Annotated in this window: 17 protein-coding genes, 1 rRNA gene and 1 pseudogene; 14 read left to right on the plus strand and 5 right to left on the minus strand. The window is 73.1% G+C overall.

Annotation, left to right across the window (positions count from 1 at the left end; all coding sequences use genetic code 11):
• The 3 genes and pseudogenes from rrf to IF88_RS41150 all read left to right on the plus strand — a co-directional run.
• Window positions 1-95 (plus strand): 5S ribosomal RNA (gene rrf, locus IF88_RS42490); the annotation flags it as partial.
• 167 nt (window positions 96-262) lie between these two features.
• Window positions 263-1124: pseudogene (locus IF88_RS46865) on the plus strand (hypothetical protein); the annotation flags it as partial.
• The gene (locus IF88_RS41150) at window positions 1121-1984 is read left to right on the plus strand and encodes a tetratricopeptide repeat protein (RefSeq protein WP_199808169.1); all 864 of its coding nucleotides are present in this window, start codon (window positions 1121-1123) and stop codon (window positions 1982-1984) included. The pseudogene IF88_RS46865 and the gene IF88_RS41150, both read left to right, overlap by 4 nt.
• A gap of 70 nt (window positions 1985-2054) precedes the next feature.
• On the opposite strand, the gene IF88_RS0131320 is transcribed toward IF88_RS41150, so the two are convergent.
• On the minus strand, window positions 2055-3326 hold the full coding sequence (locus IF88_RS0131320; protein WP_030720036.1) for a DUF1015 family protein: 1272 nt from the start codon (window positions 3324-3326) through the stop codon (window positions 2055-2057).
• A gap of 112 nt (window positions 3327-3438) precedes the next feature.
• Between IF88_RS0131320 and IF88_RS0131325 the strand changes: the two genes are divergently transcribed.
• The 4 genes from IF88_RS0131325 to IF88_RS0131340 are packed head-to-tail and all read left to right on the plus strand — an operon-like array spanning window position 3439 to window position 7491.
• Window positions 3439-4476 carry an HAD hydrolase-like protein gene (locus tag IF88_RS0131325; RefSeq protein ID WP_030720039.1) on the plus strand — a complete coding sequence of 346 codons (1038 nt, stop codon included), beginning with the start codon at window positions 3439-3441 and terminating at the stop codon, window positions 4474-4476.
• Window positions 4477-4526: 50 nt separating this feature from the next.
• Entirely contained in the window at window positions 4527-5585 is a 1059-nt protein-coding gene (locus IF88_RS0131330) for a FecCD family ABC transporter permease (protein ID WP_030720042.1), read from the plus strand.
• A gap of 2 nt (window positions 5586-5587) precedes the next feature.
• On the plus strand, window positions 5588-6661 hold the full coding sequence (locus IF88_RS0131335; protein ID WP_420711016.1) for a FecCD family ABC transporter permease: 1074 nt from the start codon (window positions 5588-5590) through the stop codon (window positions 6659-6661).
• On the plus strand, window positions 6658-7491 hold the full coding sequence (locus tag IF88_RS0131340; protein WP_199808162.1) for an ABC transporter ATP-binding protein: 834 nt from the start codon (window positions 6658-6660) through the stop codon (window positions 7489-7491). Before IF88_RS0131335 ends, IF88_RS0131340 begins: the two co-directional genes overlap by 4 nt.
• Window positions 7492-7583: 92 nt before the next feature.
• Here the strand turns inward: IF88_RS0131340 and IF88_RS0131345 are convergent, their stop codons facing one another.
• A complete protein-coding gene (locus IF88_RS0131345; RefSeq protein ID WP_030720051.1) occupies window positions 7584-7931 on the minus strand; it encodes an SCP2 sterol-binding domain-containing protein in 348 nt (115 codons plus the stop codon).
• A gap of 64 nt (window positions 7932-7995) precedes the next feature.
• Between IF88_RS0131345 and IF88_RS0131350 the strand changes: the two genes are divergently transcribed.
• The 5 genes from IF88_RS0131350 (at window position 7996) to IF88_RS0131370 (ending at window position 13231) form a co-directional block, all read left to right on the plus strand.
• Window positions 7996-8256: a hypothetical protein gene (locus IF88_RS0131350; RefSeq protein WP_030720053.1), complete on the plus strand. Its 261-nt coding sequence runs from the start codon at window positions 7996-7998 to the stop codon at window positions 8254-8256.
• Between the two features lie 7 nt (window positions 8257-8263).
• Window positions 8264-9079 (plus strand): TlyA family RNA methyltransferase, encoded by an 816-nt coding sequence (locus IF88_RS0131355; protein WP_030720055.1) that lies wholly within the window; start codon window positions 8264-8266, stop codon window positions 9077-9079.
• Window positions 9076-9984 carry an NAD kinase gene (locus IF88_RS0131360; RefSeq protein WP_030720057.1) on the plus strand — a complete coding sequence of 303 codons (909 nt, stop codon included), beginning with the start codon at window positions 9076-9078 and terminating at the stop codon, window positions 9982-9984. Before IF88_RS0131355 ends, IF88_RS0131360 begins: the two co-directional genes overlap by 4 nt.
• A gap of 118 nt (window positions 9985-10102) precedes the next feature.
• The gene (gene recN, locus IF88_RS0131365) at window positions 10103-11827 is read left to right on the plus strand and encodes a DNA repair protein RecN (RefSeq protein ID WP_030720059.1); all 1725 of its coding nucleotides are present in this window, start codon (window positions 10103-10105) and stop codon (window positions 11825-11827) included.
• Window positions 11828-12112: 285 nt separating this feature from the next.
• Window positions 12113-13231, plus strand: coding sequence for a glycosyltransferase family 4 protein (locus tag IF88_RS0131370; protein WP_030720061.1), 1119 nt, complete (start codon window positions 12113-12115; stop codon window positions 13229-13231).
• Window positions 13232-13341: 110 nt separating this feature from the next.
• On the opposite strand, the gene IF88_RS0131375 is transcribed toward IF88_RS0131370, so the two are convergent.
• Window positions 13342-14961, minus strand: a complete 1620-nt coding sequence (locus IF88_RS0131375) for a PucR family transcriptional regulator (RefSeq protein ID WP_030720062.1) — start codon at window positions 14959-14961, stop codon at window positions 13342-13344.
• Between the two features lie 184 nt (window positions 14962-15145).
• Between IF88_RS0131375 and IF88_RS0131380 the strand changes: the two genes are divergently transcribed.
• A complete protein-coding gene (locus IF88_RS0131380) occupies window positions 15146-16735 on the plus strand; it encodes an APC family permease (RefSeq protein WP_078893273.1) in 1590 nt (529 codons plus the stop codon).
• A gap of 11 nt (window positions 16736-16746) precedes the next feature.
• Entirely contained in the window at window positions 16747-18378 is a 1632-nt protein-coding gene (locus tag IF88_RS0131385) for a flavin monoamine oxidase family protein (RefSeq protein WP_030720066.1), read from the plus strand.
• 3 nt (window positions 18379-18381) lie between these two features.
• Here the strand turns inward: IF88_RS0131385 and IF88_RS0131390 are convergent, their stop codons facing one another.
• Entirely contained in the window at window positions 18382-19764 is a 1383-nt protein-coding gene (locus IF88_RS0131390) for an FAD-binding oxidoreductase (RefSeq protein WP_030720069.1), read from the minus strand.
• Window positions 19765-19899: 135 nt separating this feature from the next.
• The gene (locus IF88_RS0131395) at window positions 19900-21711 is read right to left on the minus strand and encodes a glycoside hydrolase family 15 protein (protein ID WP_030720071.1); all 1812 of its coding nucleotides are present in this window, start codon (window positions 21709-21711) and stop codon (window positions 19900-19902) included.
• Between the last annotated feature and the right edge of the window lie 124 nt (window positions 21712-21835).

Consider the following 21835-nt stretch of genomic DNA (forward strand, 5'->3'; position numbering starts at 1 on the left):
AAACGCCCGGTTACATTCCGAACCCGGAAGCTAAGCCTTTCAGCGCCGATGGTACTGCAGGGGGGACCCTGTGGGAGAGTAGGACGCCGCCGAACAATCTTTCAAAGGACCCTTGGTCCAGCGTTCAACGCTGGACCAAGGGTCCTTTTTTGTTTCACCTCTTTACGCCGAAGCGCGGCCATGGGTTGGTTGCGCGAGAATGACTAGCGGTACCCCGAAGACAGGAGTCACACCCATGTCCAACTCTCCCGACGATCGTCCGGAGCGCGAGCCTCGGCGCAACGACGGCGGTGACAGGGGCGGCTACCGCGGGGGCCGTGACGACCGTGGTGGCGACCGTCCCCCGTTCCGTCGTGACGACCGTGGTGCCAGTGGTCGTCCGTCCAGCGGCGGCGGCGGCTTCCGTCGCGATGACCGTGGCGGGCGTCCCGCCGGCGGTGGTGGCGGCGGTTTCCGCCGTGACGACCGCGGTGGCGACCGTCCCAGCTACCCCCGCCGTGACGACGACCGTGGTGGCCGTCCCTCCGGTGGCGGTGGCGGCTTCCGTCGCGATGACCGTGGCGGGGACCGCCCGAGCTTCCCGCGCCGCGATGACCGTGGCGGGGACCGTCCCTCGTACCCCCGTCGTGATGACCGTGGTGGCGACCGTCCGAGCTTCCCGCGTCGCGATGACGACCGTGGTGGTTTCCGCGGTGGTCGTGACGACCGCGGTGGCGACCGCCCGTCCTACCCGCGTCGCGACGACCGCGGTGGCGACCGTCCGAGCTTCCCGCGTCGTGATGACGACCGTGGTGGTTTCCGCGGTGGTCGTGACGACCGTGGCGGCGACCGCCCGTCCTACCCCCGTCGCGACGACCGTGGTGGCGACGCGTCGTGATGACCGTGGTGACCGTCCCACCGGCGGCGGTGGCGGCGGCTTCCGTCGCGACGACCGTGGCGGCGACCGTCCGAGCTTCCCGCGTCGCGACGACCGTGGCGAGCGTCCCTCGTACCCGCGTCGTGATGACGACCGTGGTGGTTTCCGCGGTGGTCGTGACGACCGTGGCGGCGACCGCCCGTCCTACCCCCGTCGCGACGACCGTGGTGGCGAGAGATCGACGCCGATGTGCGCCAGGAGCTGCTGAGCCTGCCCAAGGGCCTGGCCGAAGAGGTCTCGAAGAACCTGGTCATGGTCGCGCGGCTGATCGACGAGGACCCCGAGCAGGCGTACGCGTACTCGCGCATCGCCCTGCGACTGGCCTCCCGCGTCGCCGCCGTCCGCGAGGCCGCCGGCTTCGCCGCGTACGCCACGCAGAAGTACAGCGAGGCCCTCGCGGAGTTCCGTGCCGCCAAGCGCATGACCGGCTCGGTCGAGCTGTGGCCCGTCATGGCCGACTGCGAGCGCGGCCTCGGCCGTCCGGAGCGGGCGCTGGCCATGGCCGGTGAGCCCGAGGTGCAGAAGCTGGACAAGGCCGGCCAGGTCGAGATGCGTCTGGTCGCGGCCGGTGCCCGGCGGGACCAGGGGCAGCTCGAAGCGGCCATCGTGACCCTGCAGAGCCCGGAGCTGGCCTCCAGCTCCGTCCAGCCCTGGACCGCGCGCCTGCGGTACGCCTACGCCGACGCCCTGCTGGCGGCCGGTCGTGAGGACGAGGCGCGCGAGTGGTTCGGCAAGACCCTCGAAGCGGACAAGGACGGGGCCACCGACGCCTCGGACCGTCTCGCCGAGCTCGACGGTGTCGAGTTCGTCGACGCCGCCGTCGACCTGGCCGACGTCGATGCCGATGTCGAAGGCGACCTCGTCGTCGAGGACGAGATCGACGACGAGGACGAGGACGAGGACGAGGACGATGACGAGGACGCGGCGGAGATCGCCGCGGCCGAGCGCGCCTCCGACGTCGCCGAGTACTACGACGAGGACGACGAGGAGTACGAGCCGCTGGAGCAGTCCGCGGCCGACGCCGACGTCGAGGACGCCGCGCAGGACTCGGGCCGCGACAAGGCCTGAAGCACGGTGAACGCATGAGAAAGGGCGGTACCCCCGGTGGGGTACCGCCCTTTTTCGTGTCCGGAGTGGTTCAGCCCAGCCCGCGCAGGACCAGGCCGGTGGCCGGTTTCGGTCCGAAGGAGGTGGACTTGCGGGGCATGGTGACGCCCTGGCGGGCCAGGTCGCGTACGACTTCCTCCCGTACCGGGTGCAGCAGCACGGCGGTGCCCCCGTGGCGTTCGGCCATGGCCACGGTGGAGGCGGCGTCGTGGATGTACGTGATCTCCTCGGGGGCGTCCGGAACGTGCCAGAGGGCGTCGAGCAGGGTCGCGTGCAGCACGGTGGCGTCCAGCCGGCGCCAGGCCTCCGGGCGGTCGTGGCGGACCGTGCGGTCGAGGAGCGCCAGGTCGGGATGGGTGACCAGGTGGAAGGCGCCGTCGCCGGTGAGCAGGAAGGCGTTGCCGCGTTCCGAGGCGTCGGCGAGGGCTTCCAGGGCCAGCGGGAGCGGTCCGTCGACCGGGGTGACGCGGAAGTGGCCGCCGAGGGCGGCGAGGGCGTCGGAGACGGGGAGCCGGCGCAGCATCCGGTGGATCGCGCGGACCTGGAGCGGGTAGCGGGCGGTGTCCACGAGGAGGACGAGCCCGAAGTCCCATGCCGTGGGGGAGCCGTGCTCCTCCTGGAGGCGCAGGTACGTCGCCCAGCGGTGGTGGCCGTCGGCGATGAGGGCCTGGCGGTGGCTGAGGTCCGCCGTGACCGTGGCGAGCTCGTCCGGGTCGGTGATGGCCCACAGGCGGTGCTGGAAGCCGTCCTCGGTGGTCGTCGACAGCAGGGGCGCGCGCTGGGCGGTCCGCTCGACGACGGCGGCCGCTCCCGTGCCGGGGTCGTCGCCCCGGTAAGTGAGGAGCAGGGGTTCGAGGTTGGCCGAGGTGGCCCGCATCAGGCCGGCCCGGTCGGTGACCACGTCCGGCATGACGTCCTCGTGGGGAAGGACGATGCCCGCGTCCGCGGTGGACAGGGCGAGGGCGCCGATGACACCGCGCTGGAGCAGACCGGCCTTGCGCTGTTCGTACACGTACAGCGCGGGCTCGGGGTCGGCGCTGAGGATGCCCTTGGCGAGCCAGTCGTGCAGGGTGCGGGCGGCCTGTTCGTTGCGCGCGGCCGGGGTGCCGGCCTGCGGGAGGATCAGGCGGACGATGTTGTGCGGATCGGCGGATTCGAGGTGGTCGACTCCATCGGGGCGCACGACCACGTCGTACGGCGGGGAGGTGACGGCGGCGAGGCTGCCGACACGCTCCGGGACGTAGCGCAGGCCATGGAACGGGATCAGTCGCAGCCCTTGGTCCGCGCTGCCAGGTGTGGTCATTGGTGCATGGTAAGTCGCGTCTCGCCATGCGGGATGATCGGGGCAGTGCAGAATCGGACAAGATCGATCTCCCCCGGCCGGCGCCGGGAGGGCACCGAGAGGAGCGGACGCGATGACCCGGCAGAGCAGGACCAGTCCCGCGGCGAGTGAGCAGAGTCTGCACCAGGCGTACGACACGGCCCTGCTGGACCTCGACGGAGTGGTGTACGCGGGCGGCGAGGCCATCGCGTACGCCGTGGAGTCCCTGGCCGCGGCGCGGGCCGACGGCATGCACCTCGCCTACGTCACCAACAACGCGCTGCGGACCCCGGACGCCGTCGCGGAGCACCTGGGCGAGCTGGGCATCCCCACGGAAGCGGCCGAGGTGATCACCTCGGCGCAGGCGGTGGCCCGGCTGATCTCGGAGCAGGTGGAGCCGGGCTCGAAGGTGCTGGTGATCGGCGGGGAGGGGCTGCGGGTCGCGCTGCGCGAGCGCGGGCTGGTGCCGGTGGAGTCGGCCGAGGAGGAGGGCCTGGCGGCGGTGGTGCAGGGATACGGGGGTCCCGAACTGCCCTGGGGGCGCTTCGCGGAGGCCTCGTACGCGATCAACCGCGGGGTGCCGTGGTTCGCGTCGAACACCGACCTGACGATCCCGGGGACGCGGGGGATCGGGCCGGGCAACGGGGCCGCGGTGGAGGTCGTACGGATCGCCACGGGCGCGGAGCCACAGGTGGCGGGCAAGCCGCTGCCCCCGATGCACCGGGAGACGGTGCTGCGGACGGGGGCGGAGCGGCCGCTGGTGGTCGGGGACCGGCTGGACACCGACATCGAGGGTGCCTTCAACGGGGAGGTGGACTCGCTGCTGGTGCTGACCGGGGTGACGGACGCGGAGCAGCTGGTGCGGGCCGAGCCGAGGCACCGGCCGACGTACGTGGACCGGGACCTGCGGGGGCTGTTGACGGGGCAGCCGGAGGTGGAGCCGGCCTCGGAGGGGTTCCGTTGCGGCGGCTGGACCGCGGTCGCGCTGAACCGCGGTGTGCTGGAGCTGCGTGGGGAGGGCGGGGATCCGGTCGACGGGCTGCGGGCGCTGTGCGCGGCGGCCTGGACGGCGGCCGGGGACGGGGTCTGCACGCTGGACGCGGCGAAGGCGCTGGCCAGGCTGGGTCTTTAGGGCTGAACGGGCGATCCGCGCAAGGTGCAGGGTAGGCTAACCTAACTCGCGTGTTGGTCGAGAGCCCCCCTGAATCCGAACCGAGCGCGGCGCCCGAACAGGCCGTCGGCGCCCGCCCGCGCCATGCCGCGCGCGTCGCCGGTCTGCTGGCCGCCCTCGCGGTGCTCGCGCTGATCGCGGTCGTGAGCATCGCCGTGGGCGCCAGGCAGATGCCCCTGGACGAGGTCTGGCACGGCCTGTTCGCCTACGCGGGAACGCCCTCCGACGTGGTGGTGCGGGACCTGCGGGTCCCGCGCACCCTCCTCGGGCTGATGGTCGGACTGGGCCTCGGCCTGTCCGGCGCCGTGATGCAGGCGCTGACCCGCAACCCGCTGGCCGAGCCCGGCATCCTCGGCGTCAACGCCGGCGCCGCGGCCGCCGTGGTCTCCGCGATCAGCTTCTTCGGCGCGACGTCCATCCGCGCGTTCGTGTGGTGGGCCTTCCTCGGCGCCGCCGTCGTCTCGGTCGTCGTGTACGTGCTCGGCGGCAGCCGCAGCGCGACCCCGGTGCGCCTCGCGCTCGCCGGTACGGCGGCCAGCGCGGCCCTGGTCGGCTACATCAACGCCGTGCAGCTGATGGACAGCAAGGCGCTGGACAAGCTCCGCTTCTGGACGGTGGGTTCGCTGGCCTCGGCCAACATGGACACCGTCCGCCAGGTCGCCCCCTTCCTGATCGTCGGCGCGGTGCTCGCGCTGTCGCTCGGCCGCCCGCTGAACGCGATGGCCATGGGTGACGACACGGCGCGGGCGCTCGGCGCGCACCTGACGCGGACCCGGATCGCCGCCATGGTCGCCATCACCCTGCTGTGCGGTGCGGCGACCGCCGCGTGCGGGCCCATCGTCTTCATCGGCCTGATGATCCCGCACCTCGTCCGGGCGTTCACCGGTCCCGACATGCGCTGGGTGCTCGCGTACTCGGCCGTCCTGTCGCCCGTCCTGCTGCTCGGCGCCGACGTCGTAGGCCGTGTCGTCACCCGGCCCGCCGAACTGCAGGTAGGCGTCGTGACCGCGCTCATCGGCGGCCCCGTCTTCATCTACCTGGTTCGGCGCAAGAGGATGGCCCAGCTGTGACCGTGACCGCCACCGTGAACGACACACCGCGCAAGGGCCGGTCCGGGCCCCGCCCGGTGCACCTGCCCGGCGGGATCTCGCTGCGCGTCGAGGGGCGCGCGCTGGCCGTCGGGCTCCTGCTCGCCGGCGCGACGCTCGCGCTGGCCGTGCTGCTCATCGGCACCGGCGACTTCGAGATCGCACCGTGGGACGTCGTCCAGACCCTGCTGGGCAACGGCACCCCCGCCGACGACTTCATCGTCAACGACCTGCGGCTGCCGCGGGTCCTGGTCGCCCTGCTCGTCGGGGCCGCCCTCGGGATGGCCGGCGCTGTCTTCCAGTCGGTCTCCCGCAATCCGCTCGGCTCCCCCGACCTGTTGGGCTTCGGGTACGGCTCGGTGGTCGGCGCGCTCGTCGTCATCATCCTGTTCAAGGGCGACGCCACCGAGGTGGCCGTCGGCGCGCTGATCGGCGGCCTGCTGGCCGGAGCCGCCGTCTACCTGCTGGCGTACAAGCAGGGCATCCAGGGCTACCGGCTCGTGCTGGTCGGCATCGGCGCCTCCGCCATGCTCATCGCCGTGATCCAGTACCTGATCACGAAGGCCCAGATGGTCGAGGCGACCCGCGCCATGGTCTGGCTGACCGGCTCGCTGGCCGGCCGCGACTGGGCGCAGGTGTGGCCGCTGCTCGCGGTCTGCGCGGTGCTCTTCCCCCTGGTCCTCGGGCAGGGCAGGGCCCTGCGGATGATGGAGATGGGCGACGACGCCGCGTACGCCCTCGGGGTGCCGGTGGAGCGGACGCGGCTGCTGCTGATGCTCGCGGCGATCCTGCTCACCACCGCGGCGAGCGCGGCGGCCGGGCCCATCAGCTTCGTCGCGCTGGCCGCGCCGCAGCTGGCCCGGCGGCTCACCCGCTCGCCCGGCGGGAACCTGCTGACCGCCGCGCTGATGGGCTCGGTGCTGCTGATGGTGTCCGACTGGGCCTCACAGCGGGCCTTCGGCGCCGACCAGTTGCCGGTGGGCGTGGTGACCGGGCTGGTCGGCGGCGTCTACCTGCTCTGGCTGCTCGTCACCGAGCGCAAGGCGGGACGTATATGAACCTGACGAGGAGTACGCAAGTGCAGCGGCTGACCGCGGAGAACGTGACGCTCGGCTACGACCAGCGGGTCATCGCCGAAGACCTGTCGGTGGAGATCCCCGACCACTCCTTCACGGTGATCGTCGGCCCCAACGCCTGCGGCAAGTCCACGCTGCTGCGGGCCCTGTCGCGGATGCTGAAGCCGTCCGCCGGGCGGGTGCTGCTGGACGGGCAGGCCATCGGGTCGATGCCGGCGAAGAAGGTCGCCAAGACCCTGGGGCTGCTCCCGCAGTCCTCGATCGCGCCGGACGGCATCACGGTGGCCGACCTGGTCGCGCGCGGCCGGTACCCGCACCAGGGGCTGCTGCGGCAGTGGTCGGCCGAGGACGAGCGGGTCGTGAACGAGTCCATGGCCTCGACAGGGGTCGCCGAACTCGCCGACCGGGCCGTGGACGAGCTGTCGGGCGGGCAGCGGCAGCGGGTGTGGATCGCGATGGCGCTGGCGCAGCAGACGCCGCTGCTGCTGCTCGACGAGCCGACGACCTACCTGGACATCCAGCACCAGATCGACGTGCTGGACCTGTGCGCGGAGCTGCACGAGAACCAGGGGCGGACGCTGGTCGCGGTGCTGCACGACCTGAACCACGCGGCTCGTTACGCGACACACCTGATCGCGATGCGGGGCGGGAAGGTCGTGGCGGAGGGGCCGCCGGCGGAGGTGGTGACGGCGGAGCTGGTGGAGAGGGTGTTCGGCCTGAAGTGCCAGATCATCGACGACCCGGAGACGGGGACGCCGCTGGTGATTCCGGCGGCGCGGCGGTCCCGTGTGGGGGCTCACACGGCGGTGTAGCGCGTGCGGCGCCGTTGCCGGGGGCGCTGCCCGCGGGCCCCCGCGCCTCAAACGCGGCGGGGCCGGATGGTGCGGGCGGGGCCGATCAGGGGCTAGAGCAGGCTCTTGAGCCGGAGGAGGTCGCGGAAGCCGGCTTCGAGTTTGACCCGGCCGGAGGCCCAGGCCTTGGCGAACTTGAGGTCGCCCGCGACCAAGGCGAGGAGGTCGTCGCCCGTCATCGCGAGGCGGATCTCGGCCTTGGCGGCCGGCGGCCCGGGGGCGACCGCGTCCACGCGGATGCGGCCCCTGTCGAGGCGGCCCGTGAACGTCTGGTCGAGGTCCGTGATGTGGCAGCTCAGGGAGCGGTCGAGCGCGGCCGCGCCGCGTACGCCGCCGTCGGCCCGGGCGAGATTGCCGGAGAGGGTGTCGAGTGCTTCGCGGCACTCCTGGATCGTAGCCATCGTGATCACGACCGTACCGCAGAGCCGTACGTGGTCGCGGGGCGCTTCGGGGTAGCGTCGGGGCATGACCGACGAAGCCCAGGGCGCAGAAGAAGCCGACGGCCAAGCCTCCGCCGGGCCCGCGGGGCCCGTGGCGCTGGGCGTCGTACGCACGCCCACCGGACACGCCGGCGTGGACGCGCACCTGGCGCGGCTGGCGGACGCGGACCACCTCGCGGCGGACGGACACGTCGAGGTGTACGAGGATGTCCACAGGGGGCTGCGCGAGGCGCTGACCGCGCTGGACGCACCGCCCGTCCCTGGTCCGTACGAAAACAGGAGCTGAACCGAACGTGGCAGGAGTGGCACGCCGCCGCCTGGACGCCGAACTGGTACGCCGCAGCATGGCCCGCTCGCGCGAGCACGCCGCGCAGCTGATCGCCGCGGGCCGGGTGACCGTGGGCGGCACCACCGCGACCAAGGCCGCCACCCAGGTCGAGACGAGCGCGGCTCTGGTCGTCCTCAAGGACGACAGCGATCCCGACTACGTCTCGCGGGGCGGCCACAAGCTCGCGGGCGCGCTGGCGGCATTCCAGCCGCAGGGGCTGCGCGTGGAGGGCCGCCGCGCGCTGGACGCCGGGGCCTCCACGGGCGGGTTCACCGACGTGCTGCTGCGCGCGGGCGTCGCCCACGTGGTGGCCGTCGACGTCGGCTACGGGCAGCTCGCCTGGTCGCTGCAGAGCGACGACCGGGTCACGGTCAAGGACCGGACGAACGTGCGCGAGCTGACGGTCGAGCAGATCGACGGGCTCGCGGTGGACCTCGTCGTCGGCGACCTGTCCTTCATCTCCATCGGGCTGGTGCTGCCAGCGCTCGTACGGTGCTGCGCGCCGGACGCCGACCTGGTGCTGATGGTCAAGCCGCAGTTCGAGGTCGGCAAGGACCGGCTGGGCAGCGGCGGGGTGGTGCGCAGCCCGGAGCTCCGGGCGGAGGCCGTGCGCGAGGTCGCGGCGCAGGCGGCGAAGCTCGGTCTGGGCGTTCTCGGGGTCACGGCGAGTCCGCTGCCGGGACCATCGGGCAACGTCGAGTACTTTCTGTGGCTGCGGGCGGGGGCACCGGCACTCGACCCGGCGGATGTTGACCGTGCAGTGGCGGAGGGGCCGCAGTGACAGATTCAACGGGGGAACGCACCGTCTTCCTGCTCGCGCACACCGGACGGCCGGCGGCCATCCGCAGCGCGGAGCTGGTCGTCAAGGGACTGCTGCGCTGCGGGCTGGGCGTACGGGTCTTCGCGCACGAGGCGGTGGACCTGCCGCTGCCGCCCGAGGTGGAGCTCGTCACCGAGTCCACACCGGGGGTGCTCGACGGGTGCGAGCTGCTGATCGTGCTGGGCGGTGACGGGACCCTGCTGCGGGGCGCGGAGCTCGCGCGCGCCTCGGGGGTGCCGATGCTGGGCGTCAACCTGGGCCGGGTGGGGTTCCTCGCCGAGGCCGAGCGCGACGACCTGGACAAGGTCGTGGACCGGGTGGTGTCGCGCTCGTACGAGGTCGAGGAGCGGATGACCCTCGACGTGGTCGTGCGCACGAACGGCGACGTGGTCCACCGGGACTGGGCACTGAACGAGGCCGCGGTGCAGAAGGTGTCCCCGGAGCGGATGCTGGAGGTGGTCCTGGAGATCGACGGGCGCCCGGTGACCGGCTTCGGCTGCGACGGGATCGTCTGCGCGACTCCGACGGGCTCGACGGCCTACGCCTTCTCCGCGGGCGGGCCGGTGGTCTGGCCGGAGGTGGAGGCGCTGCTGATGGTGCCGATCAGCGCGCACGCGCTGTTCGCGAAGCCGCTGGTGACCTCGCCCACCTCGGTGCTGGCGGTGGAGGTGCAGTCCGGCACCCCGCACGGCGTGCTCTGGTGTGACGGCCGGCGGATGCTGGAGCTGCCGTCCGGGGCCCGCGTGGAGGTCCGGCGCGGGGCGGTGCCCGTGCGGCTCGCCCGGCTGCACCACGCGTCCTTCACGGACCGGCTCGTCGCGAAGTTCGCGCTGCCGGTGTCGGGTTGGCGTGGGGCGCCCCACTAGCAGGCGTTCCGGCGTGTCGCCGTTCGTGGTTAATAGCACATCCGTTCGGAGAACTCGGGACGGGTGACGTCACATGGCACCGGTGAAACCTCGGTATCGTCGTCCCGTGCTTGAGGAGATGCGGATACGGTCGCTCGGGGTCATCGACGACGCGGTGGTCGAGCTGTCGCCCGGTTTCACCGCGGTGACCGGCGAGACCGGCGCGGGCAAGACGATGGTCGTCACCAGCCTCGGGCTGCTGCTCGGCGGTCGCGCCGACCCGGCCCTGGTGCGGATCGGGGCCAAGGCCGCGGTCGTCGAGGGCCGCATCGTCATGCCCCCCGGCGCGCCCGCCGCCGTACGCGCCGAGGAGGCCGGGGCGGAGCTCGACGACGGCGCCCTGCTGATCAGCCGGACCGTCTCCGCCGAGGGGCGCTCGCGCGCCCACGTCGGCGGCCGGTCCGTGCCCGTCGGCCTGCTCGGCGAACTCGCTGAGGACCTGGTCGCCGTACACGGCCAGACCGACCAGCAGGGGCTGCTGCGCCCGGCCCGGCAGCGGCAGGCGCTCGACCGCTACGCCGGGGACGCCGTCGCCGTCCCGCTGGAGAAGTACGGATCCGCCTACCGCAGGCTCCGCTCCGTCGCCGTCGAGCTGGAGGAGATCACCACCCGGGCCCGGGAACGGGCCCAGGAGGCCGACCTGCTGCGCTTCGGCCTGGACGAGATCGCGGCCGTGGAACCGGTGGCCGGCGAGGACACCGAGCTGGCGGCCGAGGCCGAACGGCTCGGCCACGCCGAATCGCTGGCCTCGGCGGCTCAGCTCGCGCACGGCGCGCTCGCGGGCAATCCCGAGGACCCGGAGGCCATCGACGCCAACATGCTCGTCGCGGGAGCCCACCGCGCCCTGGAATCCGTACGGTCGCACGACCCGGCGCTCGGCGCGCTCGCCGAGCGGATCGGGGAGCTGGGCATCCTGCTGTCCGACGTGGCCGGCGAGCTGGCGGGCTACGCCGACGACCTGGACGCCGATCCGCTGCGACTGGCCGCCGTCGAGGAGCGGCGGGCGGCCCTGACCCAGCTGACCCGCAAGTACGGCTCCGACGGCACCGTGGATTCCGTACTGGAGTGGGCCGAGCAGGGCGCGGCGCGGCTGCTGGAACTGGACGGCGACGACGAGCGGATCACCGAGCTGACCGTCGAGCGGGACGGGCTGCGTTCCGAACTGTCGCTGCTGGCCCAGGCGTTGACGGACGCCCGGGTGGAGGCGGCGACCCGCTTCGCCTCCGCCGTGACGGAGGAGCTGGCCTCGCTGGCCATGCCGCACGCCCGCGTGACCATCGACGTCCGGCAGGCCGAGGACGCGGACGGCGTGGAGGTGGGCGGCCGTCCGGTCGCCTACGGACCCTCGGGCGCGGACGAGGTCGAGCTGCTGCTGGCCCCGCACCCCGGCGCCCAGCCGCGGCCGATCGCCAAGGGCGCCTCGGGCGGTGAGCTGTCCCGGGTGATGCTCGCCGTCGAGGTCGTCTTCGCCGGCTCCGACCCGGTGCCGACCTACCTCTTCGACGAGGTCGACGCGGGGGTCGGCGGCAAGGCGGCGGTCGAGGTGGGCCGGCGCCTCGCGAAGCTCGCCAAGTCGGCGCAGGTCGTGGTCGTCACGCACCTGCCGCAGGTGGCGGCCTTCGCCGACCGCCAGCTGCTCGTCGAGAAGACCAACGACGGGTCCGTCACCAGGAGCGGGGTCACCGTCCTGGAGGGCGAGGCCCGGATCCGCGAGCTGTCGCGCATGCTCGCGGGGCACGAGGACTCGGTCTCCGCGCGGGCGCACGCCGAGGAACTGCTGGCGGCGGCGCGCGCGGACGCGTGAACCGCGAGGGGTGACACGGTCAGGAGGGCCCGGCGCGCACGGCGCGGCGGGCCCTTCGCCGTGCCGGTGGCCGGGCTGCCCGCGGCTCGCGGCCGGCATGGGGAGCCGGCCGGGGAGTACGCCGGGGAGTCCGCCTGGGTGACGCGGCACTAAGCCGTGTGGGTGAGGATGGGGGGTGTCCGGCGCCAACTCGTACGGGATCCGCACCCGTATGGTCCCGGAACGCGCGTGCGGACTGGCATCCTTGGCGACGTCTCTGACTCCCTCACCCTGGAGCTTCGGCCCGTGAGCAGCTCCCCGGTCTCCACCTCCCTCCCGGCACAGCCCTACGGGCGCCCGCCGCTCCGCACCGTCCAGGTACTCGGCGACGGCGCGGGCGCGGGCAGCTGCGCGCACGTACGGTCGCTCGCGACCGGGCTCGCCGCGCGCGGCGTACGGGTCACCGTGTGCGCGCCCGTCCAGGCGGAGGGGGAGTACGACTTCACCGGCGCCGGGGCGGAGTTCGCGCCCGACGCGGTGAGCGTCCTGCGGGCCGCGTGCGCCGGCGCGGACGTCGTACACGCGCACGGGGTGCGCGCCGGGCTGCGCGCCGCGCTGGCCATGCGGGGGCGCCGGGTGCCGCTGGTGGTGAGCTGGCACGGCGACGGGCCCACGCAGGCGGGCGCGCTGGGGCGGCTGGGCCGGGTGCTGGAACGGCACGTGGCGCGGGCCGCGGCGGTCGTCCTCGGGGCCTCCTCGGACCTGGTGGACCTCGCGCGGCTGCGCGGCGCCCGGGACGCACGGCTCGCACCGGTGGCGGTACCGGCGGGTCCGGCCGGACCCGAGGCGGCGGACCCGGGCAAGGTGCGGGCGGAACTCGGGGCGGTCGAAAGGCCTTTGCTGATCACCGTCGGCAGCCTGGTGCCGCACCGCGGGCACTCCCTGTTGCTCGACGCGGCGCGGGAGTGGCGGACGCTGGAGCCGGCCCCGCTGCTCGTGATCGCCGGAGAGGGTCCGCTCCGGGCCGAACTGTCGCGGCGGATCCAGGCCGAGGGGCTCCCGGTACGGCTGCTCGGGCGCCGCCGGGACGCGGCGCAGCTGCTGGCGGCGGCGGACCTGGCGGTCCTGCCGAGCCGGCGCGTGGCGCGGGCCCTGCTGGCGCAGGAGGCACTGAGGGTGGGGGTGCCGCTGGTGGCCACGGCGGTGGGGGGCGTGCCGGAGCTGGTGGGGGAGGGCGCGGTGCTGGTCCCGCCGGGGGATGCGGCGGCGCTCGCCTCGGCCGTGACCGGCCTGCTGGCGGACCCGGAGCGGAGGGCCGCGCTGGCGGTGGCGGGGCGGGCGCAGGCGGCGACGTGGCCGTCCGAGGACGACACCGTCGCGCAGGTCTTGTCCGTGTACGACGAGCTGATGGAACGCCGGCGGTAGGCTCCCGGCGGGGGCACGGCCAGAAAGACCGGGGCTCCGCCCCGGACCCCGCTCCTCAACGCCGGAGGGGCTGGATTTTTGCCCGCCCAGGCATCGGCGGACGGAGAGCGTCAAGAAGCGGTGTGGCGGCGGGCGCGGAGGGCCAGGCTCAGGGAGAGGACCGTTTCGGGGTCGTCCAGGTCCGTGCCCAGGAGTTCCGAGATGCGGGCCAGGCGGTTGTAGAGGGTCTGGCGGTTCAGGTGGAGCTCGCGGGCCGTCTCCGCCTTGCGGCCCGCGTGGGCCAGGTACGTCTCCAGGGTGGGCAGCAGCGGCGGGCGGGACGTGGTGTCGTGGGTGCGGAGCGGGCCGATCGCCCGGTCCACGAAGGCCGCCAGGTCGGGGTGTTCGCGCAACCGCCACAGGAGCAGATCGATGTCCAGCCGCCGCGCGTCGTACCAGGGCCGGGCCGGCAGGCCGTGCGCCGCCGTGGCCGTTTCCGCCGCGTGCCGCAGACCCGCCGACGCGGCCGCCCAGCCGCCCGCGACGCCGACGACCACGGCCGGCGGGGCGGCGGCCCGGTCCAGGCCCGCGCGTTCGACGCCCGCCCGCAGCGCGGCCGAGACCCGGTCGGCCACCGCCGTGCGCTCCGATTCGGCCCGGAGGGACACGAGGAGGGGGACACGGCCCTCGACCGGGCGGACGCCCAGCAGGACCGGCACCCCGACGGACGACAGCTCCTCCAGGACCGCGCGGGCCAGCACGGCCCAGTTGCCGGACGGGCCGAGGTCCGAGGAGAGCCGCATGACCACCGGCAGCAGCGGCCCCGCCCCCGGCCTGAAGCCCAGGACGCGGGCCTGCGCCGGGGCGTCCTCCGCCGAGATGCGGCCCTCCGCCAGGTCCGTCAGGAAGTCGCCGCGGCCGCGCGCCGCCAACTCCTCCTCCTGCCGCGCCTGCATCAGCACGACGGCCAGCACGCCGGCCGTGCGCTCCGCCGCCATCCGGTGCACCGGTTGCAGCGGCGCCGAGACGCCGACCAGGACGACGCGGGCCCGGACCGAGCCCGTGCCGTGGCCGCCGCCCGGTACGTCGACCACCACCGTGTTCGCCGAGGGCTCGGCCTCGCGCTGGCCCCGTAGGCCCTCCCACACCTGCAGCGGGTCCGCGCCCGCGTCCCCGGCCGCGCTGCCAGCCGCGTACAGCAGCTGACCGTTGGGGGTCTCCAGAAAGACCGGGTTCCCCGTGAAGTCGGCCAGGATCCGCAGCACCTGCGGGATGCCCCCGCCGCCCAACAGGGCCTCCGTGCAGCGCCGGTGGACCTCCTCGGCCCGCTGGAGCAGCGCGTAGTGGTGGTTGACGATCTCGGTGTGGACCTCCTCCGTGACGGCGACGAAGGGGACCTCCCGGTGGAGCTGGACCAGCGGCAGTCCCGCCGTGCGCGCGGTCTCCACGATCGTGGCGGGCAGCCGGGTGAAGCGCGGCCCCAGCTCGACGACCAGCGCGGCGATCCCGCGGTCCGCGAGGCGGCGTACGAAGGCGCGCTGCTCGGCGGGCCGGGTGCCCAGGCCGAGCCCCGTGGTCAGCAGCAGCTCGCCGCCCTTGAGCAGGGAGGCGATGTTCGGGACCTCGCCCGCGTGCACCCAGCGAACGGTCCGGCCGAGGCGGTCCGCGCAGGCCACCACCTCGGGCAGACCGCTGCGCAGTCCCGGCAGCTCAAGTGCCCGCTGAACCGTGATCCCGCCCTGGTCGTCCATATCGCGGGACGCTACCGGGCCGCATGTGCCGGGGACATCACCTGGCGGTTACAAAGCCCGATCTGCCCCTCTTCCGGACCGACAACTCGTCTTCCCCGCAAGGAGATTATCGGACCGTGTGCCGATTGTGGTCTGCGTCACCCCGGTGGAGAGTGGCGGCCTCCCGACACAGGAAGAGGACGCCATGAGCAGAGGCACGACCAGCGGGGCATCCCGGACGCCCCCGGCTCCGCAGGTCCAGCGACTCAAGGCCAACTCGGTCGGCCTCGTCGGCGTCGTCTTCATGGCCGTCGCCACCGCCGCCCCGATCACCGCCATGACGGGCAACCTGCCCATCGCCGTCGGCTTCGGCAACGGCACCGGAGCCCCGGCCGGATACCTCTTCGCCACCCTCGTCCTGACCGTCTTCGCGGTCGGCTACGTGGCCATGGCCAAGCGGATCACCGCCGCGGGCGCTTTCTACGGTTACATCTCGCACGGCCTCGGCCGGATCGCGGGCATGGCCTCCGGCATGCTCGCCGTCCTCGCCTACATCGTCTTCGAGGCCTCGATCGTCGGCGTGTTCTCCTACTTCACGAAGACCACCGTCCACGACCAGCTGGGCGTCGACCTGCCCTGGGTCGTCTACGCGGCCGCCATGCTGGCCGTCACCGCCGCCCTCGCGCACTTCGACATCAACCTCACCGCCAAGGCGCTCGGCGTGATGCTCGTCGCCGAGATCGCCGTGCTCTTCGCCGTGGCCACCGCCGTGCTGATCGCCGGCGGCGGACCGGAGGGCATCCCGCTCGAACCCGTCAACCCGAAGAACGCCTTCACCGGCACCTCCGCCGGCCTCGGCCTCTTCTTCGCCTTCTGGTCCTGGGTCGGCTTCGAGTCCACCGCCATGTACGGCGAGGAGTCCCGCGACCCCAAGCGGGTCATCCCCAAGGCCACCCTCATCTCCGTCGTCGGCGTCGGCCTCTTCTACATCTACGTCTCCTGGATGACCATCGCGGGCAACGGCCTGGCCGAGTCCGTCGAGCTGTCCGCCTCCGCCAGCCCCCTCGACCTGTTCTTCGCCCCCACCCGGACCTTCATCGGCGCCTGGGCCGTGGACGCCTTCCAGTGGCTGCTGCTCACCGGCTCCTTCGCCTGCGGCATGGCCTTCCACCAGTGCGCCGCCCGCTACCTCTACGCCATCGGCCGCGAGGGCTTCCTGTCGCCGAAGCTCGGCCACACCCACCCCCGGCACGGCTCCCCGTACCTCGCCTCGGTCGTGCAGACCGCCATCGCCACCGCGCTCGTCGTCGGCTTCTGGGCCACCGGGCAGGACCCGTACCTGCACCTCTACACGCTGCTCGCGATCCTGGGCACGATGGCGATCCTGATCGTCCAGACGCTGTGCTCCTTCGCCGTCATCGGCTACTTCCGCAAGAACCACCCCGAGGACCGGAACTGGTTCAAGACCTTCACCGCCCCGCTGCTCGGCGGCATCGGAATGACGGCCGTCGTGGTCCTGCTCGTCCTCAACATGGAGACCGCGGCCGGCAGCGCCGCCGGATCGATCTTCTTCAAGCTGATCCCGTGGATCGTCGGCGCGGTCTTCCTCGGCGGCCTCGGCCTCGGCTTCTGGCTCAAGGCGAAGGCCCCCGCGCGCTACGAGATCATCGGCCGGATCGTCCTGGAGGACGCCGCCGAGCGCCCCGGCGACGCGCCCGGTGACGCCGACGGCCAGCCGAACCTGACCGTCCTGCCCGGACAGGGCAACCCCTCGTCCACCGCCGCGAACCTCTGAGGAGCCCCGCCATGGCCCGTACGCCCCTCATGCACGCCCTGCGCCGCCTCGCCGCCGAGCACGCCGCGGCAGCCCGCCTCGGCATGCCCGCCGCCGAGGTCCGCGGATCCACCCGCCGTGAACTCCTCGGCCGCGCCGCCGCCCTCGGCCTCGGCGCCGCCCTCGCCGGATCCGCGGCCGGGGCCGCCCACGCCGCCGGGGCCACCCCCGACAAGAAGCCCGTCGCCCCGGCCCGCGTCGCCGTCATCGGCGCCGGCATCTCCGGCCTGACCGCCGCCCTCACCCTCAAGGACGCGGGCGTCGCCTGCACCCTCTACGAGGCCAACCCGAGCCGTGTCGGCGGCCGGATGTGGACCCAGCGGAGCCACTGGGCGTACGGGCAGACCTCCGAGATCGGCGGCGAGCTGATCGACACCAGCCACAAGAAGATCCTGGAGCTCTGCCGCCGGTTCAACCTGCCCACCGAGGACTTCCTCGGCGGCGGCCCCAACGGGGCGGAGGAAGTCCTCTGGTTCAACGGGGAGTACTACTCCCGCACCCGGGCCGACGAGGACTTCAAGGCCGTCTACCAGGCCCTGCACCGGGACCTCTCGGAAGCCGGGGAGGTCTCCTGGAACAGCAGCACCCCCGCCGGCACCGCCCTCGACAACATGACCCTGTACGAGTGGATCGAGAGCCGGATCCCCGGCGGCCACGGCTCGCAGCTCGGCCGCTTCATCGACGTGGCCTACAACGTCGAGTACGGCGCGGACACGAACCAGCAGTCCGCGCTCGCCCTCGTCCTGCTGATGGGCTACCAGCCCAACCCGGGCAACTTCAACGTCTGGGGCCTGTCCAACGAGCGCTACCACATCACCGGCGGCAACGACCGGCTGCCGAACGCCATCGCCGCCGCCCTGCCCGCCGGCTCGATCGTGATGGGCCGTGAGCTGGTCGCCGTACGGGCCAACGCCGACGGCACCCAGACGCTGACCTTCAACGACTCCGGATCCGTTCGCACCACCGTCGCCGACCACACGATCCTGTGCCTGCCCCTGCCGATCCTCCAGCGCATCGACACCTCGCAGGCCGGCTTCGACCCGCTCATGCGGAACCTGCTGCGCGATGCCCGGATGGGCTACTGCACCAAGCTCAACATGCAGTTCACCGCCCGCCCCTGGCGCGGCACCGGCCCCTGGCCCGGGGTCTCCGCCGGCGACTGCTTCACCGACTCCGACGTCCAGCAGACCTGGGACACCACCAAGGTCCAGCCCGGCACGGGCGGCATCCTGCTCCAGTACGGCGGCGGCACCCTCGCCGGGTCGCTCACCCCCGCGACCCCCTTCGCCACCGAGACCGACCCGTACGTGCGCGCCCTCGCCGGCCGCATGCTGACCGGCATCGACGCCTTCTACCCGGGCACCAAGGCCGTCTGGACGGGCAAGGCCCAGCTCTCCGCCTGGCACCGCAACCCGCACTCGCTCGGCGCGTACTCGTACTGGCCCACCGGCTACCTGCACCGCTACGCCAAGTACGAGGGCACCGCACAGGGCAACGTCCACATCGGCGGTGAGCACTGCAGCTACGACTTCCAGGGCTTCATGGAAGGCGGCGCCACCGAGGGCGAGCGGGCGGCGCGGGAGGTGATCGCCGCCCTCACGTGAGCCTCAGAGCGGCCGGATGTTGTGGTTGAAGCGGAAGACGTTGTCCGGGTCGTACTTCCGCTTCAGCTCGCCCAGCCGCCGCATGCTCTCGCTGCCCAGACCGGACACCACCCGGTCCCCGCCCTCGTCCCCGATGAAGTTCAGGTACACCGCGCCGGTGCTCCACGGCTCGACGTCGGCCCGGACGTCCTTGACCCACTGCCGGCACCTCTCGTCGTCGGCCTCGTCCTCCCAGATCCCGAACGGGTGCACCGCCCAGGGCGCGTCGCGGTACGGCACCGGGTAGTCGGCCGGGCCGGAGGCGATGGCGCCGCCCTGCGGGAAGACCAGGTGCTGGGTGCCGGTCGGCACCGGCATGGACTCGGCGCGGGCGCAGAAGGCGTTCACGAACTCGTCCGGGATACCCGTGAGGTACTCCGCCGACCAGTAGTTCCGCATCCCCGGCGGGTCGTCGATCATGGACTGGAGGTCGGCGTACGGGATGGCCGTGACGATCTCGGACTCGTGGGGGATCGCCAGCAGCGGCCGTGCCAGCTCGCGCATCTCCTCCTCCGGGCCCGCGTACGTCAGCAGCGCGCCGGCCAGCAGCAGCCCGACCAGGTGCGGCGGTACGAAGTCCTCGGGCGGGCCGGTCACGTAGAGGGCGGCGCCGGAGGCCTCCGGCGGCCCGGCCTCGATGAGGTCCCGGAACGCGCGGACCACCTCGGGCCCGCGTTCGGGCAGGTACAGCACGAACGCGATCGACATGGCGGGCAGTTCGTGCAGGCGCAGGGTCAGCGAGGTGGCGACGCCGAAGTTCCCGCCACCGCCGTGCAGCCCCCAGAACAGCTCGGGATGGTCCTCGGCGGTCACGTGCAGCAGCTCGCCGTCCGCGGTGACCAGGTCCACGCCCAGCAGGTTGTCCACCGCCAGGCCGAACTTCCGGTCCAGCCAGCCGGTCCCGCCGCCCAGCACGAAGCCGCCGACTCCGGTGGTGGAGGCCCGGCCGCCGGTGGTGGCCAGGTCATAGGGCTGGCAGGCCCGGTCGAGGTGGCTCATCGTGGCCCCGCCCTCGATGTGCACGGCCCTCGCCGCCGGATGGACCGTCACCTCGTGCATCCGGCGCAGGTCCACGACGAGGCCGCCGTCGTTGAGGGACATCCCGGCCACGCTGTGGCCGCCGCCGCGCACCGCGACCTTCAGGTCGAGGTCCCTCGCGAAACGCACGGCGGTCACCACGTCCGCCGTGCTCTCGCACTGGGCGATGACGGCGGGCTTGCGGTCGATCATCGCGTTGAAGACCGTCCGGGCCCCGTCGTACCCCGGGTCCTGCGGGGTGAACACCTCGCCGGACAGGTCCTCGCGGAGCGCGGTCAGCGCCGCGCCCGCCTTCGAGAGGGGAGCCATGGCCGCCCCTTCCAGCGGAGGGCAAAGGACCCTTCCAGCGTAGGGGGCGGGGTGCGGAGGGGCGCGGCGAGCGGCCCGCGCCCCGTACGCCCGAGCGGGACCCGAGCCGGGCCCCGCTCATGGCCGGGGAGCGCGCTACCCCCCGTAAGCCCCGCTCGCCGTCAGCCGCAGCGCCGTGTCGATCAGCGGAACGTGGCTGAAGGCCTGCGGGAAGTTCCCCACCTGCCGCTGGAGCCGCGGATCCCACTCCTCCGCCAGCAGACCCAGGTCGTTGCGCAGCGACAGCAGCCGCTCGAACAGCCGCCGCGCCTCGTCCACCCGGCCGATCATCGCCAGGTCGTCGGCCATCCAGAACGAGCAGGCCAGGAAGGCCCCCTCGTCGCCCTCAAGGCCGTCCACGCCGGCCTCCTCGCCCGCCGTCGGGTAGCGCAGGATGAACCCGTCGGGCGTGGACAGCTCGCGCTGGATCGCCTCGATGGTGCCGATGACCCGCTTGTCGTCGGGCGGCAGGAAGCCCATCTGCGGGATCAGCAGGAGGGAGGCGTCCAGCTCCTTCGACCCGTACGACTGGGTGAAGGTGTTGCGCTCCTTGTCGTAGCCCTTCTCGCACACGTCCTGGTGGATCTCGTCGCGCAGCTCGCGCCACCGGTCCAGGGGGCCGTCCGCGTCCCCGCTCTCGATCAGCTTGATCGTGCGGTCCACGGCCACCCAGGCCATCACCTTCGAGTGCACGAAGTGGCGGCGCGGGCCGCGCACCTCCCAGATGCCCTCGTCCGGCTGGTCCCAGTGGGTCTCCAGGTAGCGGATCAGCTTGAGCTGGAGCAGCGAGGCGTAGTCGCTGCGGGCCAGGCCCGTCATGTGACCCAGGTGCAGGGCCTCGGTGACCTCGCCGTAGACGTCGAGCTGGAGCTGGCCCGCGGCGCCGTTGCCGACGCGGACCGGGCGGGAGTTCTCGTAGCCGGGCAGCCAGTCCAGCTCGGTCTCGCCGAGCTCCCGCTCACCCGCGATCCCGTACATGATCTGCAGGTTCTCCGGGTCCCCGGCCACCGCGCGCAGCAGCCACTCGCGCCAGGCACGGGCCTCCTCGCGGTAGCCGGTGCGCAGCAGCGAGGAGAGGGTGATGGCCGCGTCGCGCAGCCAGGTGTAGCGGTAGTCCCAGTTGCGGACCCCGCCGATCTCCTCCGGCAGGGAGGTGGTCGGCGCGGCGACGATCCCGCCCGTGGGGCCGTACGTGAGGGCCTTGAGCGTGATCAGGGAGCGGACCACGGCCTCCCGGTAGGGCCCGTGGTAGGTGCACTGGTCGACCCACTCGCGCCAGAAGTCGGTGGTCGACTCCAGGGCCGCCCCGGCGTCGGGGGACTCCGGCGCGCCCTTGTGCGAGGGCTGCCAGCTGATGCTGAAGGCCATCCGGTCGCCGGGTCCGACCGTGAAGTCGGAGTACGTCGTCAGGTCCTTGCCGTAGGTCTGGGCCTCGGTGTCCAGCCAGACCGAGTCGGGGCCGGCGACGGCGACCGTGCGCCCGTCGACCTTGTGGACCCAGGGCACCACCCGCCCGTAGCTGAAGCGCATCCGCAGCGCCGAGCGCATCGGGACGCGCCCGCTGACGCCCTCCACGATGCGGATCAGCTGCGGCGCGTGGTCCTCGCGGGGCGGCATGAAGTCGATCACGCGCACCTTTCCGCGGGGCGTGTCCCACTCCGACTCCAGCACCAGCGAGTCACCGCGGTAGCGGCGGCGGTCGGCACGCGGGGCCTCGGAGCCGGCCGGGTACGCCGGGCCGATCCGCCAGAACCCGTGATCCTCGGTGCCGAGAATGCTCGCGAACACGGCATGGGAGTCGAAGCGGGGCAGGCACAGCCAGTCCACCGCCCCGTCCCGGCAGACCAGCGCCGCGGTCTGCATGTCCCCGATCAGTGCGTAATCCTCGATGCGCCCGGACACGTGCATCTCCAGTCGAACGGCCACGTCCGCCCCGAAGGGCGCTTGCATTGCGCGTTTGCGCGGTCACCTGTGGGTGGGGATCTCCGCGTTGAGCCCATGATTCCGCATATCGGCTCGGTTAGGCCGTCTG

Origin of the sequence: Streptomyces sp. NRRL F-2580, assembly GCF_000720115.1 — a bacterium.
GTDB lineage: Bacteria > Actinomycetota > Actinomycetes > Streptomycetales > Streptomycetaceae > Streptomyces.

What these genes read in the sequence shown, in the direction of transcription:
- IF88_RS0131325 (WP_030720039.1), top strand. Translation starts at nt 3,439, where the DNA reads ATGACCCGGCAGAGCAGGACCAGTCCCGCGGCGAGTGAGCAGAGTCTG.
- IF88_RS0131375 (WP_030720062.1), bottom strand. Translation starts at nt 14,961, where the DNA reads ATGGACGACCAGGGCGGGATCACGGTTCAGCGGGCACTTGAGCTGCCG.
- IF88_RS0131395 (WP_030720071.1), bottom strand. Translation starts at nt 21,711, where the DNA reads ATGCACGTGTCCGGGCGCATCGAGGATTACGCACTGATCGGGGACATG.
- IF88_RS0131340 (WP_199808162.1), top strand. Translation starts at nt 6,658, where the DNA reads ATGAACCTGACGAGGAGTACGCAAGTGCAGCGGCTGACCGCGGAGAAC.
- recN (WP_030720059.1), top strand. Translation starts at nt 10,103, where the DNA reads ATGCGGATACGGTCGCTCGGGGTCATCGACGACGCGGTGGTCGAGCTG.
- IF88_RS0131350 (WP_030720053.1), top strand. Translation starts at nt 7,996, where the DNA reads ATGACCGACGAAGCCCAGGGCGCAGAAGAAGCCGACGGCCAAGCCTCC.
- IF88_RS0131320 (WP_030720036.1), bottom strand. Translation starts at nt 3,326, where the DNA reads ATGACCACACCTGGCAGCGCGGACCAAGGGCTGCGACTGATCCCGTTC.
- IF88_RS0131380 (WP_078893273.1), top strand. Translation starts at nt 15,146, where the DNA reads ATGAGCAGAGGCACGACCAGCGGGGCATCCCGGACGCCCCCGGCTCCG.
- IF88_RS0131390 (WP_030720069.1), bottom strand. Translation starts at nt 19,764, where the DNA reads ATGGCTCCCCTCTCGAAGGCGGGCGCGGCGCTGACCGCGCTCCGCGAG.
- IF88_RS0131385 (WP_030720066.1), top strand. Translation starts at nt 16,747, where the DNA reads ATGGCCCGTACGCCCCTCATGCACGCCCTGCGCCGCCTCGCCGCCGAG.
- IF88_RS0131345 (WP_030720051.1), bottom strand. Translation starts at nt 7,931, where the DNA reads ATGGCTACGATCCAGGAGTGCCGCGAAGCACTCGACACCCTCTCCGGC.